At 57.5% G+C, this 15,260-nt stretch carries 12 protein-coding genes; 1 reads left to right on the top strand and 11 read right to left on the bottom strand.

Features of this window, described 5'->3' with window-relative positions; all coding sequences use genetic code 11:
• Positions 1-53 precede the first annotated feature (53 nt).
• The 3 genes from GWA01_RS02025 to GWA01_RS02015 all read right to left on the bottom strand — a co-directional run bounded on the left by GWA01_RS02025 (position 54) and on the right by GWA01_RS02015 (position 4,495).
• On the bottom strand, positions 54-2,108 hold the full coding sequence (locus GWA01_RS02025) for an FUSC family protein (RefSeq protein ID WP_146793508.1): 2,055 nt from the start codon (positions 2,106-2,108) through the stop codon (positions 54-56).
• 80 nt (positions 2,109-2,188) lie between these two features.
• A complete protein-coding gene (gene gorA / locus GWA01_RS02020) occupies positions 2,189-3,583 on the bottom strand; it encodes a glutathione-disulfide reductase (protein ID WP_146793506.1) in 1,395 nt (464 codons plus the stop codon).
• A gap of 24 nt (positions 3,584-3,607) precedes the next feature.
• Positions 3,608-4,495, bottom strand: a complete 888-nt coding sequence (locus tag GWA01_RS02015) for a ferredoxin--NADP reductase (RefSeq protein WP_146793504.1) — start codon at positions 4,493-4,495, stop codon at positions 3,608-3,610.
• Positions 4,496-4,628: 133 nt separating this feature from the next.
• Here GWA01_RS02015 and GWA01_RS02010 point away from each other — a divergent pair, with 133 nt between their 5' ends.
• Positions 4,629-7,100, top strand: a complete 2,472-nt coding sequence (locus GWA01_RS02010; protein ID WP_146793502.1) for a helicase-related protein — start codon at positions 4,629-4,631, stop codon at positions 7,098-7,100.
• 52 nt (positions 7,101-7,152) lie between these two features.
• On the opposite strand, the gene GWA01_RS02005 is transcribed toward GWA01_RS02010, so the two are convergent.
• The 8 genes from GWA01_RS02005 to argS all read right to left on the bottom strand — a co-directional run bounded on the left by GWA01_RS02005 (position 7,153) and on the right by argS (position 15,258).
• Positions 7,153-7,713: a helix-turn-helix domain-containing protein gene (locus GWA01_RS02005; RefSeq protein ID WP_146793500.1), complete on the bottom strand. Its 561-nt coding sequence runs from the start codon at positions 7,711-7,713 to the stop codon at positions 7,153-7,155.
• A gap of 588 nt (positions 7,714-8,301) precedes the next feature.
• Positions 8,302-9,564 carry a serine--tRNA ligase gene (serS, locus tag GWA01_RS02000; protein ID WP_146793498.1) on the bottom strand — a complete coding sequence of 421 codons (1,263 nt, stop codon included), beginning with the start codon at positions 9,562-9,564 and terminating at the stop codon, positions 8,302-8,304.
• A gap of 14 nt (positions 9,565-9,578) precedes the next feature.
• On the bottom strand, positions 9,579-10,322 hold the full coding sequence (tatC, locus tag GWA01_RS01995) for a twin-arginine translocase subunit TatC (protein WP_186819484.1): 744 nt from the start codon (positions 10,320-10,322) through the stop codon (positions 9,579-9,581).
• A 26-nt stretch (positions 10,323-10,348) separates the two neighbouring features.
• The gene (gene tatB, locus GWA01_RS01990) at positions 10,349-10,945 is read right to left on the bottom strand and encodes a Sec-independent protein translocase protein TatB (protein ID WP_146793494.1); all 597 of its coding nucleotides are present in this window, start codon (positions 10,943-10,945) and stop codon (positions 10,349-10,351) included.
• A 9-nt stretch (positions 10,946-10,954) separates the two neighbouring features.
• On the bottom strand, positions 10,955-11,578 hold the full coding sequence (gene scpB / locus GWA01_RS01985; protein WP_146793492.1) for an SMC-Scp complex subunit ScpB: 624 nt from the start codon (positions 11,576-11,578) through the stop codon (positions 10,955-10,957).
• Complete coding sequence (locus tag GWA01_RS01980) at positions 11,560-12,306, bottom strand: segregation and condensation protein A (RefSeq protein ID WP_146793490.1); 747 nt, start codon at positions 12,304-12,306, stop codon at positions 11,560-11,562. The genes scpB and GWA01_RS01980 overlap by 19 nt, the downstream gene beginning before the upstream one ends.
• A gap of 10 nt (positions 12,307-12,316) precedes the next feature.
• Complete coding sequence (locus tag GWA01_RS01975) at positions 12,317-13,450, bottom strand: SPOR domain-containing protein (protein ID WP_186819428.1); 1,134 nt, start codon at positions 13,448-13,450, stop codon at positions 12,317-12,319.
• Positions 13,447-15,258: an arginine--tRNA ligase gene (gene argS, locus GWA01_RS01970; protein ID WP_146793488.1), complete on the bottom strand. Its 1,812-nt coding sequence runs from the start codon at positions 15,256-15,258 to the stop codon at positions 13,447-13,449. Before argS ends, GWA01_RS01975 begins: the two co-directional genes overlap by 4 nt.
• Positions 15,259-15,260 lie beyond the last annotated feature (2 nt).

Genomic DNA, 15,260 nt, shown 5'->3' with positions numbered 1-15,260 from the left:
CAGAACCTATTCCTGACCACCTTTGACACCAGTAGCGCTCAGGTCAGGACTGGTCAGACTGCTTCCTGCGTCGTGTATCCTTTGAGGAAGGCACGGCTTGCAGGAAGCTCCGAGCGGACAATCAGTACAGACCCTATAGCCAGCACCAGATCGTGACGGATTGATGTATCCTGCGCCTCGCGCTCCAGTGCATAGAGCTGATCCAGCGTTGGCTGAATCGTAGGGGCAGTGTGGCTCAGCGCATTACGCTGACGGGTGAGATTTCCCACCATCGCATCGACTGCTGCAACAGCAGCATCGGGCAGACTGCCTGCTTTCGCCAGCTTACGCAGCATCAACACGTTTCGCCCCACCGTCATGACAGACAATGTGCCACGCAGTATGGCCTCCGCGCGATCGCTGGACAGAGAGCCTGCAAACCGCACGGCACGCTCCATGCTCTGCGTACCCTCGTTGATCCAGACTTCCTCGTCCATCATCACACCGGGCAAGGCAAGACGCCGCAGGCTTCTGCGCAACTGTGACCGCAGGAGTTTGGCAGCCCTGCCGGACGTGAATGGTAGCACGGCGCGGAAAATCATCACCCCGCTCCACAGACCAAGCAACAAGGCAAGCGTTGTATTGAGCCATCCAAGATCGCTCACGCGACCCTGATTATCGAGCCCCAGCAGAAACGGAAAAAAAGTCTCGAACGACGCCGCCATGACCGCTGTCGCCGGATTGCGAAATGCAAGCCCGCCCAACAGCATGAAAAAGCCAACCGTAAACGAGAAAAGCGCATAGCTGGACGTAACAGGCATAACGCCAAAAACCGGCACCGTGCTCGCAATCGCCGCCCAGACCGCGCCATAGAAAAAGGCGCTGCTGAGAATTACCGTATTTTCAAACGTCGCAAAGCGCGCACAGACGACAGCAATAAATGTCAGGAACACGCTTCCCTGCGGCCACGCCGTCACTTCCCAGACATATGCTCCGAACATGAGTGCCGCCATCGTCCGGACGCCATTGCGCGTTGCGGCCCGCCAGTCCGCGTTTCGATGGAGCCTGTGCTTCTGTGGCACATGCGCCCCGTCCACACTGGCGCGATATGAACGCAGCGTCTCACACAAATCCGCCAGCATGACTTCAACGCCCGTCAGGACAATACCTTCAATCAGGGAGTCATCATCGTCGCGCGGAAGGATGCCTGCCATCCTTGCCCTGCATTCGGACAACAGGGCATCAGCCTGCGCCAGCGCTGCAATGCCGCGTACATCGCTGCCAAGTCTTGCGGGCAATCCCTCCAGAGCGTCGGCCATTTCTTCCATGAACGGCAAAAGCGCTTCCGGGACATGGGATACGGAAGCAAGCCTGGACTTCAAACCAAGACCACGCGACAGCACACGCGCCACCAGACCAAGTGTGGCGTAAGCGTGCTCGACCTCGTTTCCGCTACTGCGGATCTCGATGCGGCTGAATTCGATCTGGTCGCTGGAAGCCTGAAGCGAGCCAAGAAGCGTGCAGAGTTCATCCTCCGCATTTTCCTTCTGGCGCATCACATCCGTGAGGACCTTCACCGAACGGGAAAGCACACCCGACAGGCGGACACGAAGCTCTTCCTTGGCTTTCAGGGCAACATTGGGGATGAACACCATGCCCATCAGCGTTTCGCAAATCACTCCAAGAATGATGTACGTGCCGCGCGCCATGGCCACATTAAAGATATGGTCAGGCTGGCTTGCCGCACCGAGCGCAATGATCGTGCACGTATAGCCTGCGAGAACGAGCGCATATCCGCGAAAATTATGTGTGAGTGTCGCCAAACCTGCACAAAGCCCGACCCAGACCGCAAGGGTCGGCAGAAACAGCCAGGGCGCCTGAGGAAACGCCGCAATCAGGCCAATCGCGGTCACCATCCCAACAACAGTGCCTATGACGCGCCAGCGACCTTTGGAAATACTCTCACCACGCGAATTCTGCGCAACAATCCAGACGGTCATGGCTGCCCATTGAGGCTCACCCAGTTCCATCCAGAATGCGATCCCCAACGCAAGAAGGGCCGCTACCGTCGTTCGCAACGCAAACATGAGAGACGTAATGGAGGGGGCAAAAAGCCAACCGAAGTTCACGCCCGCACCTGCCCCGGATCCTGTTTGTTAATGACCGGTCCGAAATGGAACCTGTTCGATGACCGGACTTTCATATTTTCTCAGACTGTCCCGCTGGCCGAAGGGACGTATCGGGTCCGGGAACGCATCGTGACGAACTCTTCGGCACTGGTGGGATGCAGACCGATCGTCCGATCAAAATCGCGCTTTTTCAGGCCCGCCGTCACGGCAATCGCAAGCCCCTGAATGATTTCGGGTGAATCTGGCCCGATCATATGCGCGCCCAGAACCACATTGCTGTGCGCATCAACGACCAGCTTCATCAGAACCTTGCCCTTGCGGTCTGAAAGCGTCTGACGCATCGGCGTAAAGGTTGAGGTAAAAATTTCCAGATCATGATCTCTGGTGGCCTCTTCCTCCGTCAACCCCACAGATGCCAGAGGCTGGGTGAAGAAAACAGCCTTAGGGGTCGTGTCGAAAGACCATTCCCGACCGGGCTCTCCAAAAAGGCGCTCGGCAAGAATATGTCCCTCGGCAATCGCTGTAGGCGTAAGGTTGTAAGTATCGATGACATCACCGATTGCATACACATTCGGAATATTCGTTTCAGACTTCGCATTAACCGCGATTCTGCCATCAACGGTTTTCAGTCCAATCCGATCCAGCCCAAGCGACGCAATATTCGGACGTCGACCTGTCGCCATGAACACGCAGTCCGTTTCAAGAACCACACCATCATCAAGATGCAGGCGATAGCCATCTTCCACTTTCTCGATCCGCTCGGGAGAGGTGGAATGACGAGCCCGGATACCATTGATCGGAAGCAGTTCTGCCAGATGGGCACGTAGTTCGTGATCGAAACCACGAAGTGGAAGATTCTGCCGATAGACCAGGTCCACACTGGAGCCCAGCCCTGCAAAAATCCCTGCAAATTCAACGCCGATATACCCGCTGCCAATAACGGCAACACGCTCCGGCCGGTCTTCAAGATGGAAGGCATCGTCAGAGACAATCGCGTGCTCGGCACCCTCAATATCAAGCCTGTGAGGGGTGGAGCCGGTGGCAATTACAATATTTTTGGCACGAACCGTCTGCGTCTGGACTTCAGGCGCAAGATCAGAGGGAGCAATCTCGATGGTGTCAGAATCCACGAGCCGCGCATCGCCAGTAAAGAGCGTGACACCTGCCTTCTGGAGCATTGAAATATAGATGCCATTCAGGCGCTCAATTTCGCGGTCCTTGGCATCGATCAGCTTGGCCCAATCATGAAAACCGCGTGTCACGTCCCAACCATAGGAGCGGGCATCGTCGATTTCGCGGCCATAATCAGCCGCGTAGACCATGAGCTTTTTCGGCACGCAGCCAAGATTAACGCAGGTTCCACCCCAATGCCGACGCTCGGCAATCGCCACGCGTGCGCCGTTTTGGGCAGCAATACGCGCGCAGCGCACCCCGCCTGAACCGGCGCCTATGACAAAAAGGTCGAATTCCTGCATCTCTTTATCTCCGTGCCGTCTGGCTCAGCGGGCGACGAACGCCTTCTCGACAACATATGAACCCTGAGTGTTCATGTTACCTTCCGTGAAGCCACGGCGCTCAAGTAGCGCTTCCGTGTCCGCCAGCATCTCGGGCGAACCACAGATCATGACGCGGTCATGCTCCGGGTCCAGTTCGTCGATGTTCAGGTCACGGTAGATCTTGCCATTTTCAAGCAACGTGGTGATCCGGTCCGTCACGGCAAATTCTTCACGCGTCACGGCAGGGTAATAACGCAGCTTCGCAGCCACATCCTCACCCAGGAATTCATGCTGCGGCAGCTCATGGCGGATGTGGTTGGCATAAGCCAGTTCACCCGAAACACGAACAGTATGACTCAGAATGACGTTCTCATAGCGATCATAAGCCTCAGGATCTTTGATCAGGCTCATGAATGGTGCAAGGCCCGTACCTGTCGACAGGAAATAAAGGTTGCGGCCTGGCTTGAGATTGTCGAGCAGCAATGTCCCAACCGGCTTACGACCGATCAGAACAGTGTCCCCCACCTTCACATGGCGCAGACGCGACGTCAGCGGACCACTCTCGACGGCAATCGAGAGGAACTCAAGATGATCCTCATAATTCGCGGATGCGATCGAATAGGCGCGAAGCAACGGCTTACCGTCTACTTCAATCCCGATCATCGTGAACTGGCCGTTCTCAAAACGCAGCGCAGGATCACGCGTTGTCGTGAAACTGAAAAGGCGGTCTGTCCAGTGATGAACGGACAGAACCTCAGCCGCATAAAGATGACTATATTCTTTGCTCGGAGAGCCCAGACGATACTGATTGGGATGTCCGTCAAACGGAACAAGCCCGCTCAGCGGTGCATCAAGGGTCGGGGTCGGGGCAGCGGGAAGCGCGGTGGACATGTCTGTTTCTGTCTCCGGAACGGAACGGATACAGGTCTCGGACCTGAATTGGTCGGGTCTTTTAGCTTATTCCTGTGCTCCGGGGAAACCCATGTGCGTTGAAGCCTGAGCCGGAATGAAGCACAAGACTCTCATGACCGAACATTCCGCCCCAGCAGATGCCCTTTCTCCCGCTGAACGCGCGTTAATCCACGCGGAAGAGGAGTTCGGCACCCCGCTCGACATCACCCCTCGAGAACGCCCGACAATGCTCCGTCAGGTCGCCCGCCGCCTCGAAGGCCCGGACGCCACGCTGTCGCGTGAAAACCTGCTCGAGGCGCTATGTGCAGTGCGCCGCAAAAACTGGGCAGCCCAGCTCATGAACGTGGCCCGTCGCGCAGGCGAAGTGTGGATCAGCAAGCTCGATACCCAAGAAGCTGCGGCCCGCATCCACGATCCCAAGGCCGACATGCCTGCCCTGCGTCACGCGCTGGACGAAGTCCTCCTGCAACGCTGGCAGGAGATGGGTGACTCTCCACGCAACGTGCTTGAAGACGTTCGGGCAGATCTCGCTGATACAGGGCTGATGCTCTCTGGAGGTCAGCTTGAGAAACTCTCACGCGGGATCGCCGCCGCTTTCGGCAGCGAAGACCTCGGCTTCGAAGACGAGCTGCGCCTCGCTGAGGAACGCCGCGCCCGCGAACAGGCTGATATTCAGGCCCGCGCCGAACGTAAACGCACCCGCGAACTTGAGCGTTTGCGCGAATGGGAATCGCGACTGATCGGCTTTGAAGCCGTTCCGGACGTTCTCGGTTGCACGCGACGTGAGGCACTGAGATGGATCGCAGAAAATCGCCTACCCATCGCGCGCCGCGAAACCCGACACGACGGAATTGAGCTTTTCTTCTTCGACCCGGCCGAACTGCAGAAAATCCGCCCCCAACTTTCCACATGGCGTGGATCGTCCAAGGGAGATCGGCCCGAGAAGCTGAACCGTGGGACGATTGCGGGCAACGCTGCCATCGCACGCGTCGCCGCACTTGATCGCTTTGCAGCACATTTCCGGACCGCGCGATCCCTGAAGCGCCGCATCACGCTCGTGACAGGCCCAACCAATTCCGGGAAATCTCACACTGCACTCAACGCTCTTGCAGCAGCAGAAAGCGGGCTGGCACTCGCGCCGTTACGGCTGCTCGCGCATGAGTTCCGCGAAGCAATGCTCTCGCGCGGTGTGCCCGCTTCTCTCTCAACCGGCGAAGAACGCATCATCATGCCGGGTGCCCGCCATCTGGCCGCTACCGTCGAGATGTGTCCGTTCAACAACCCGGTCGATGTTGCCATTATCGACGAAGCCCAGATGCTTGCAGACCCAGACCGCGGTGCTGCATGGACAGCGGCCATCATGGGCGTTCCCGCACGGCACATCTTCGTCCTTGGCGCGGCAGACTGTATTCCGCTCGTCAAACGCATTGCCGAGTTGTGCAATGATCCAGTGGACGAGATCCACCTTGAACGTAAGAGCCCTTTGAAAGCGAGTGGGACTTTGCGTCTGGACGACCTCAGACCCAATGACGCCGTCATCGCTTTCTCTCGCCGCGAAGTACTAGATCTGCGTGCAGATCTGATGTCCAGAAACCGACGTGTTGCGGTCGTATACGGCGCACTCAGCCCGGAAGTTCGCCGCGCAGAAGCTGCGCGCTTTAATAATGGCGAAGCCGATATTCTCGTGGCAACGGATGCCATCGGCATGGGACTTAACCTTTCAATACGCCGCGTAGTCTTCAGCGCACTGAAAAAATTTGATGGTCGCCAGACCCGTGATCTTACCTCCCAGGAAGTAAAGCAAATCGGTGGCCGTGCAGGCCGTTACGGGAAGCACGAGGAGGGTCTGGTATGTGTTCTGGCAGAAGCTGGAAGCCCGACTTTCGTTCGCAGAATGCTGGAGGCTCCCCCCGAGCCAATCGTTGAACTTCGTCCCCTCGTTCAACCCGATTCAGACATCGTGCGTGCCGTCGCAGAAGAAATCGGCAGCGACAGCCTGTACGGCGTCCTGACCCGAATCAAGCGTGCGGTCCTGCGCCCGGACGATCCCAATTATCGTTTGGCCGACATGGATCAGGCACTCGAAATTGCAGCGGCTCTCGAAGGTGTGGAAGGTTTGGATCTTTCCACACGCTGGACATACGCGATGTGCCCGATCGACGAGCGCGATAACGGAATACAGCGGCTAGTACAATGGGCTGCAGACCACGCAGCAGGCAGGAGGGTGCCACCACCAGGCACGGGCCGTCTTCCCCACGCAGAACAGGCGGGTCGTGAGGAGCTTGAACGCGCCGAAAAGCGCCATAAGCGCCTGGTTGCATGGCGTTGGCTGGCCCTGCGTTTCCCGGAAGCCTACCCCGCCCAAGAAGATGCAGAGAGCAACACCACAGCCCTCAATGACTGGATCGAACAGGTTCTGCGCACACAGAGCCGGGCGCGCGAAACACAGCGACAGCACAGGGGCGGCTTTGCAGGGCGCGGAAAGCCGCCGGGCGCGAAGCCTGCAACCAAATCCTATCCGTCCTCCCCGAAACGGCCATCCGGCAAGAAAGATGATCGCACCCGGGGCCGTAAAAAGCGTTAGGCAGGAAGGCGGTTTTCCGGGAAAGGAAACAAAAACCTTTCCCGGAAAACAGTCATCCTTCGGCTTCGTCTGCCTGACGCACTCGACGTTCAATCCACTTCTGAGCCTGAATTTTTATCAAAGGGTCCAAAGCGCGATACATCGTTACCATCACGCTTTCATCGGGCGTCAGCGTCGCTTGGATCTCTTTATAGGCCATGCCTGTAAGCAACACTTCGGGCTCTACACCAAGAACCCCTGCAAGCGTCCCAAGGTGCTTGCCAACATGACCTGAACGGCCCGTCTCCCAGAAAGCTACAGCGGATCGTGAAATTCCGGCGGCATCAGCAAGCTGCTGCTGAGACATACCCGCCATTTCGCGCAAGAGCCGTATACGATGGCCAAGCTCCAGACCAGGATGAAAACGGGATGCTTCCGGTCCAGCAATAACGACGGATGCATTTTCCTTCACCCAGTTTTCAAATTCCGCAACCGAGCATGACTGAATCTGATCATGCCCTTCCTGCGAAAAGCGGACCTCGCCGCACTCGACATCGATGATAAGCCTTGGTGCGTTCTCGGAACCACTGGAATTCCATCGCTGCTCGGCTGCCAAATGCAGTGTTTTATGCACGATTATGTCCCTTTTCTGCGCCTCAATCAAAAAGAATGAAAGACACAAGCTTGGTTTTACTGCCCCTTCCTACCTTATGGAGCAATATTGAGAAAAGACACATTAAGAGAAAAATGATTTTTTAAGAAAAAACAAACAGTAAATATTATAATTTGAAAAATCCCTGTTTCAATATTTTATGAAACAATTCCAGAATTTCCGCATACATACTCATGCCGACATTATACTAACCAAGAAAAAACTACCGATGTATGCCTCTGGCAGTTTTCTACAAACATGCATGATGTTCAGTGATCAAAAAAACAAAACATCCCGCTTCAACATGATACTTTAAACAACACTCGCACCATTTACAGAAATGCAATCGACAACATCATGTCGGAATTTTTAAACTCAAATTTTTGCAGTCATGCACCGCTGATCAACAATTTTTGAACAGCACCCTAAGGCCGCCAGAATCTGACACTTACCGCAGCCATATGCACGATTGGCGAACACTCACTCAAACTCGCCTTCACAGCCCACTCATGCATGAGGCTCACGCAGCTTGCCTGCATGAGCCTCATTTCTACGCCGCTGGATGGCAATTCATCCGATACGGGTGATGCCACCCATATAGGGGTGCAAAACGTCTGGCACCGTGATGCTGCCGTCCTCGTTCTGATATGTTTCCATAACAGCAATCATCGTCCGGCCAACGGCAAGACCGGAGCCGTTCAGCGTATTCACAAATGCAGGGCCTTCTTCGGTACGATACCGTGCGGCCATGCGCCGAGCCTGAAAAGCACGCGTGTTGGAGCATGAGGAAATCTCCCGCCACGCCCCCTGCCCTGGTAGCCACGCCTCAAGATCATAGGTCTTGGCAGCACCAAAGCCCGTATCGCCCGCGCAAAGCAGCAACCGCCGGAACGCAATACCAAGACGCTCCAGAATTGCCTCTGCGGCCTGCGTCATGCGTTCGTGCTCCGCATCACTGTCTTCAGGCTTTACGACGGATACCAGTTCACACTTCGTGAACTGGTGCTGGCGCAACATTCCACGCACATCACGACCAGCAGAGCCCGCCTCCGAACGGAAACACTGAGACAACGCAACCATCCGGATCGGCAGCGCATCAGCAGGGAGAATATCGCCCATCACCGATGCCGTCAGCGGAACTTCAGCAGTCGGGATTAACCAGCGACCATCTTCAGTCCGAAAAGAATCTTCAGCGAATTTCGGCAGCTTGTCTGTGCCATACATGGCTTCGTCATTTACGAGCAGCGGCACACTGGTTTCGCTATACCCGAATTCGCTCGTATGCGTGTCCAACATGAACTGACCCAGAGCACGCTCCAGACGTGCAAGCGCGCCTCGCAGAACAACAAACCGCGTTCCGGAAAGCTTGCCCGCAGTCGGGAAATCCATCTGCCCCAGCGCTTCGCCAAGCTCAAAATGCTGCTTCGGCTCAAAGCTGAACTCGCGGATCTCACCGCGCGTGTGCACCACGACATTATCATCTTCGGTCCTGCCGTCTGGAACCGATACATCAAGCTGGTTCGGCAGGGACTTCAGAACGTCATCGATCCCACGCTGGATGCTCTCAGAGCGCTCTTCCAACACCCCGATCTCGTCACGCAGTTCAACAGCCTTAGCTTCGAGCGCGGAGGTATCTTCCTTGTTGCGCTTGCCCAGCCCGATTTCCTTGGCCAGATTTTTTCGTGTCGCCTGCGCATTCTGCAAGGCCACCAGAGCGGCACGGCGCTGCTCGTCCTCAGCAACGAGCTTCTGCCCCACTGGCGACAGGCCCCGACGCGCGAGAGCAGCGTCAAAAGCGGCCGGATCGGCGCGCAGGGCTTTGAGGTCATGCATTGGTTCAGGCTCCGTCAGTCTTCGTCGTCAATGCGGCGCGGCTCTACCCACCGTGCCGTCAGAATGGAAACTTCGTACAGCCCAACCAGAGGAATGGCGAGGCTGAGCATCGTGATTGCATCAGGGGGCGCAATAACGGCGGCTACAGCAAACGCACAAACAACCGCATAGCGTCGGAATTTGCGGAGTTGCGCCGTATTCACGATCCCAACCTTAACGAGCAACGTCAAAATCACAGGCAGCTCGAAACAAATCCCGAAAGCCAGGATCATTTTCGTTACCAGCGTCAAATATTCCGAAACCTTGGCCTGCAGCTCAATGCCCATGCCGCCAGAATCTGACGTCTGAAACGACAGGAAAAAGCTCCATGCAAACGGGAACACGACGTAATAGGCCAGAGCCGCGCCTACTAAGAACAGAACCGGCGTCGCAATCAGGAAAGGCGCAAAAGCCCGCTTTTCACTTCGGTAAAGGCCAGGCGCTATGAAAATCCATGCCTGAATGGCGATCATCGGGAACGACAGGAATGTCGCGCCAAATACAGCCACGCGAATATACGTGAAGAATGCTTCGTACAGTGCTGTGTAAATCAGATGTGGCTGCTCGCCCTTCTGACGCATGATCTCGCCAAGCGGCGCTGCCAGAAACCGGTAGATCGCTCCCGAGAAATGATAGCAGATGGCGAAGGCGATCACGAACGTGACGATGGACCAGATCAACCGGCGGCGGAGCTCCATCAGGTGCTCCAACAACGGCATCGGTGTGTCCTGAATGTTTTCGTCGCTCAAGTGCCTTCCCCTTCGGTCGAAATCACGACACGGGCTCCGCGATGAATGGCCCGCACAGGCGGAAGAATATCGGGCGCACGCCACCGGGGGCGTTCGTTCAACAGGCGCCGCGCCGTAGCGGGCGGCAGGATCGAGGGCGCACCCGCAAGCTCACGTTCTGCCTCCTGCATCCGCGCGTTATAGGGCTGCGCGTCCATGCCGAATGTGTAGGGAGGCGGCGGTGGCGGAGGTGGCGGAGGTGCCGGAACGCGCGGCAGATCAGACACGCCCGACGCAATGGCAGTCCCAGCGGTAGCACCTACAGGCGCCTCGATTTCCAGACTGCGACGGATCGAATTATCCCCGTCGATCGCTTTTGTCATCCGCTCCCGGAAGTCGAAGCGCTTGAGGTCACGAAACTGATCCCGCGCCTCCGACAGATCCGCATCACGCACCATGTCATCGACATGCGTCTGAAATTCCGATGCCATTTTGCGCATGGCCTTGAGGCCGCGCGAAAGCGTACGGATCGCAACCGGAAGGTCTTTGGGGCCGATAAAAATCAGCGCCACAACAACCAGCAGGGCGATTTCTGACCAACTGAAATCAAACATCCAGCAACCTTAGCCCTTATGCTCTGTCTGGCCCACAGGCGATGGAACCTCAACCGGCACTTCCGTGGGAGCATTCTCCAGCAACAGGTCTTCCTTTCGCGGAAGAGCCCCCAGATCGGCAAGCCCGAAACTTTTCAAAAAAGCAACCGTCGTCGCCCAGAGAACAGGACGGCCCGGCACTTCCTTGCGTCCTTTGGGCGTGATCAAGCTGTCTTCCAGCAGTGCATCCAAAATACCCTGCCCAAGCGAAACACCGCGTATTGCTTCAATTTCTGCGCGTGTGCATGGCTGGTGATAGGCGATGATGGCAAGCGTCTCCATAGCACCACGGCTCAGTCTGCGCGGCTTTTCAACCACGCGCGTGAGGGCAGAAGAAAATTCCGGACGCGTCCGAAACTGCCAGCCACCAGCCACCTCCACCAACTCTACAGCGTGCCCGTCATAGCGGGCAGCTACATGTGCCAGAACGGCTTCGATCCGAAGATTTTCGTCCACCAGATCCTGCGCACGCATGAGTTCGGCAATCGCAGCCTTTTTCACAGGCTCAGGGCTTGCGAAAATCAATGCCTCAACCAGCAGAACCGCACGGTCTGGCGCGCCCGACGCAGCATCGCTCACGAAAGCGCCCGCCATTCAATCACACCAAATGCTTCGGGCTGCCGCAATTCAACGGCTCCACCTTTGGCCATCTCCAGCCCCGCCAAAAGTGTACCGGCAAGGGCTGCACTCCGGGCATGAGGCGCATCGTCCAGTTCGTCTGGCAGGAGAGATACCAGAGTGTGCCATCCGGCAACATGCTCCGCGCCCAACATCCGCCTCAGACGCGCCAGCGCATCCTGAATGCTCCAGTATCTCAGGACGCGCGGCGCATAGACGCGCTTTCGAGCCGTACGACGCCCGGCCGACAGATAGGCAGCAACGAGAGCGGACAAATCAACGCGCAGGCCGGTTCGATCAATTTCCGTGTGGTCCTCGCCTTCTCCCCGCTCAAACACGTCTTCGCCCAGACGTGGCCTTTTGCCAAGCCAACGCGCACCTTCGCGCATCTGTTCAAGCTCGATCAGACGTTCCTGAAGCAGACCAGCTGCTTCTTCAACATCTTCAGAGTCACTCTCGGCGGGCAAAAGCAGTTTGGATTTGAGCCAAGCCAACCACGCCGCCATCACAAGCCAGTCCGCAGCAAGCTCCAAGCGCAGGGAACGCGCTTCCTTCTGCGCGGTCTCCACAACGGAAAGATACTGCTCAACAAGCTGGAGAATGGAAATCCCGGCAAGGTCCACCTTCTGCGCCCTGGCAAGGTCGAGGAGCAGATCCAGTGGCCCCTCAAACCCGTCCAGCGTCAGATGAAGGACCTCTGTCATCCGTCTTCGCTCAGAATTGCGCTGGCGTGCAGGCGACGGACTGTGCATGCAGCTTTACGCAGAATGCACGTGCTGCCTTGAAGTCAGGAAAGCCACCAATCCGCAGACGGACAAATGTGTGATCGCCGCGCATTGTCTTCTGGAAGGTCGGGCTATGCCCAGCGAACACGGCAGGTGCCTGCGCCCTAAGCTTCTCCCACTCAACCTTGGCCGACGCCTCGCTATCAAGTGCCGCAAGCTGCACTTCGCGGTTGCCCGGAACACTCATGGCTGGCGTCGTTTCTGCGGCAGATGCAGATGGCTTGACGACATCAGGGCTGGGCTGTGGCGGCGCAAGCGGCTTCTGAATGACGGGCTTGGGCGCAGCAGGAGCCGCATGATGCACGACGGGAGGTGCGGGCTTAGGCTCAGGAGCCTTGGGAACGTCCTTTTCAACTGCCGCAGGCGCTTCCGGTGCTGAAGGTGGAACCTCAGGTGCGGTCGCGGCCTTTTCGTCCTGCTTGGCGGTAGCAGTGGAACTGTCCGGCACTGTAGGCGAACCTGCCTTGGCATCCGGGTTGCCTGGCGATGCAGAAGTGGCCTGTTCTTCGGATGTTTTCGATGCAGTCACAGGCGCTGCTGGCTTGTCGTCCTGAGGTGCTACGCTTCCAGGCGGAACGCCATACTGGCGCGCCAGGGCCGTAGCATCCGGCTGCTCGGGGGCAGGCGCAAGATGGGCATCACCCTTGCCGGTAATGTCCCCTTCCGAGCCTTCACCCCCCATAATTTGCATTCCACCTGGATCAGTCGGACGGTCCTTCACCGGCCCCGGTGGCGGGCCAATAATGGGAATGCCACCATGATGCCCGCCCATCAGTGACCAGCCGCCAACAGCCGCCACAAGAATGGCACCAATTCCAAGTGCCCCCATGACCAGCTTGCGGGTTGCCGGGTCCTGACCCAGCATTGATGACATGCCGCCAGACTGTGTCCCGCGCGCAGCCGGAGCCGGGCGGCGACGTGCGGGAGCATCGTCGTCATAATCAGCGCTCAGACGCTCACGCTCCATACGACCGCCCGCAGCGCCAGGAGCGCCAGCATTATCAGGGCGACCGGTATTGGGGGAATCGCTGTAGCCCGGTCCGTCTTCTTTTTCGGGTGTCATCGCATTTCCTCTACAGGCACAACGCCCAGAATGCTGAGAGCCGAACGCAGGGCACCGGCAATCGCGGAAACCAGGGCAAGCTTCGAAAGGCTCGTGTCACGATCATTCTCATGAAGAAAACGCAGTGTCGTATCTTCACGCCCGCGATTCCAGAGCGAATGAAAATCGGAAGCCAAATCAATACAGTATGTCGCAATACGATGCGGCTCCCGCGCAGACGCAGCAGCCTCGACGGAGCGTGGGAACGATGCAAGACGCCGCAAAACTGCAAGCTCGACGTCTGATGTAAGCCCCGAAAGGTCAGTCTTCAGCAGGGATTCAGTCGTCACGGCATCCGCGCCGAACATGGCCTCGGCGGAGCGCAGAACAGAGCGGCAGCGGGCATGGGCGTACTGAACGTAAAATACCGGATTGTCGCGCGTCTGGGCCACGACAGCGTCAAGATCGAACTCCATCTGCGCATCGGCCTTGCGGGTGAGCATAGTGAAACGCACTGCATCACGGCCCACCTCATCCAGCAGGTCACGCAGAGTCACGAACGTGCCAGCGCGCTTGGACATGCGGACCGGCTCGCCGTTCTTCACAACGCGCACAATCTGGCACATCACCACTTCAAAGCCTGTCTTGCCATCAGTCAAAGCCGATATTGCGGCCTTCATGCGCGAGACATAACCGCCGTGATCCGCGCCCAGAACGTCAATCAACACGTCTGACTTCTCAGCCTTCTGGGCATGATAGCCGATATCATTGGCAAAATAAGTGTTGGTGCCATCAGATTTACGGAGCGCGCGGTCCTGATCATCGCCAAATTCGGTGGAGCGGAACAGCGTCTGGGGGCGGGCTTCCCAGTCTTCCGGCATCTTGCCCTTGGGGGGCTCCAGGACGCCTTCGTAGAGCAGCCCTTTGGCATCAAGGCTGGCGATAGCGGCATCCACACGTCCGCTCGCAAGGGTTGCGGCTTCACTGGCAAAAATCTCGTGCTGAATTCCCAGACCTTCGAGATCCTCACGGATGGCAGCCATCATTTTCACGAGGGTTTCAGCGCGAATAATATCAAACCAGACCGATGGATCAGCAGGTCCACCGTTCTCATCTGCCAGCGCACGGCCATGAAGCTGCGCAATCGCTTCAGCGACTGGAACCAGATAGTCTCCCTGATACTGCAAGCCATTCGGCGTGAGCTTACCAAACGTTTCGGCATCAATATCCGTGCCTATGGCCTGAAGATAGCGCCAGTATGTGGCCCAGGTGAGTGCCACGACCTGCGTCCCGGCGTCGTTGATGTAGTATTCGCGTGTCACCCCAAAGCCCGCTGCCTCCAGCAGGTTTGCAAGCGCATCACCCACCACCGCACCGCGGCAGTGCCCGACATGCATGGGGCCGGTTGGGTTGGCAGAGACATATTCAATGTTGATACGCCTGCCCTGCCCCATAGTGGAGCGACCGAAACCCTCTCCGGCACTCAGCACGGAGCGCGCCACGTTTTGCAGGATTTCTGGCTTGAGCGTTAGATTGACGAAGCCTGGCCCCGCAACTTCGGCTTTTTCCACACCCTGCAGTTCGAGCAGCTTTTCTGTCAGGCCAGCCGCGATATCCGCGGGCTTGCGCCGCGCAGGCTTGGCAGCAAGCATGGCTGCATTCGTCGCCATGTCACCATGAGCGGGATCACGCGTCGGTGTTACGTCAACGCGATCTGCAACCTCATCCGGCAAACCCGGCACAACAGCGCGAAGGGCTTCGCGCACCTGATCGCGCATCTGTGCGAAAAGGCAGTCAGTCGTGTGGGCAGTCTGTGGTGCGGCAGCCATTT

Source organism: Gluconobacter wancherniae NBRC 103581 (genome assembly GCF_007988885.1).
GTDB classification, from domain to species: Bacteria; Pseudomonadota; Alphaproteobacteria; order Acetobacterales; family Acetobacteraceae; genus Gluconobacter; species Gluconobacter wancherniae.
Note: the sequence above shows the minus strand (reverse complement) of the source record. Positions and strands in the feature narration are given on the sequence as shown.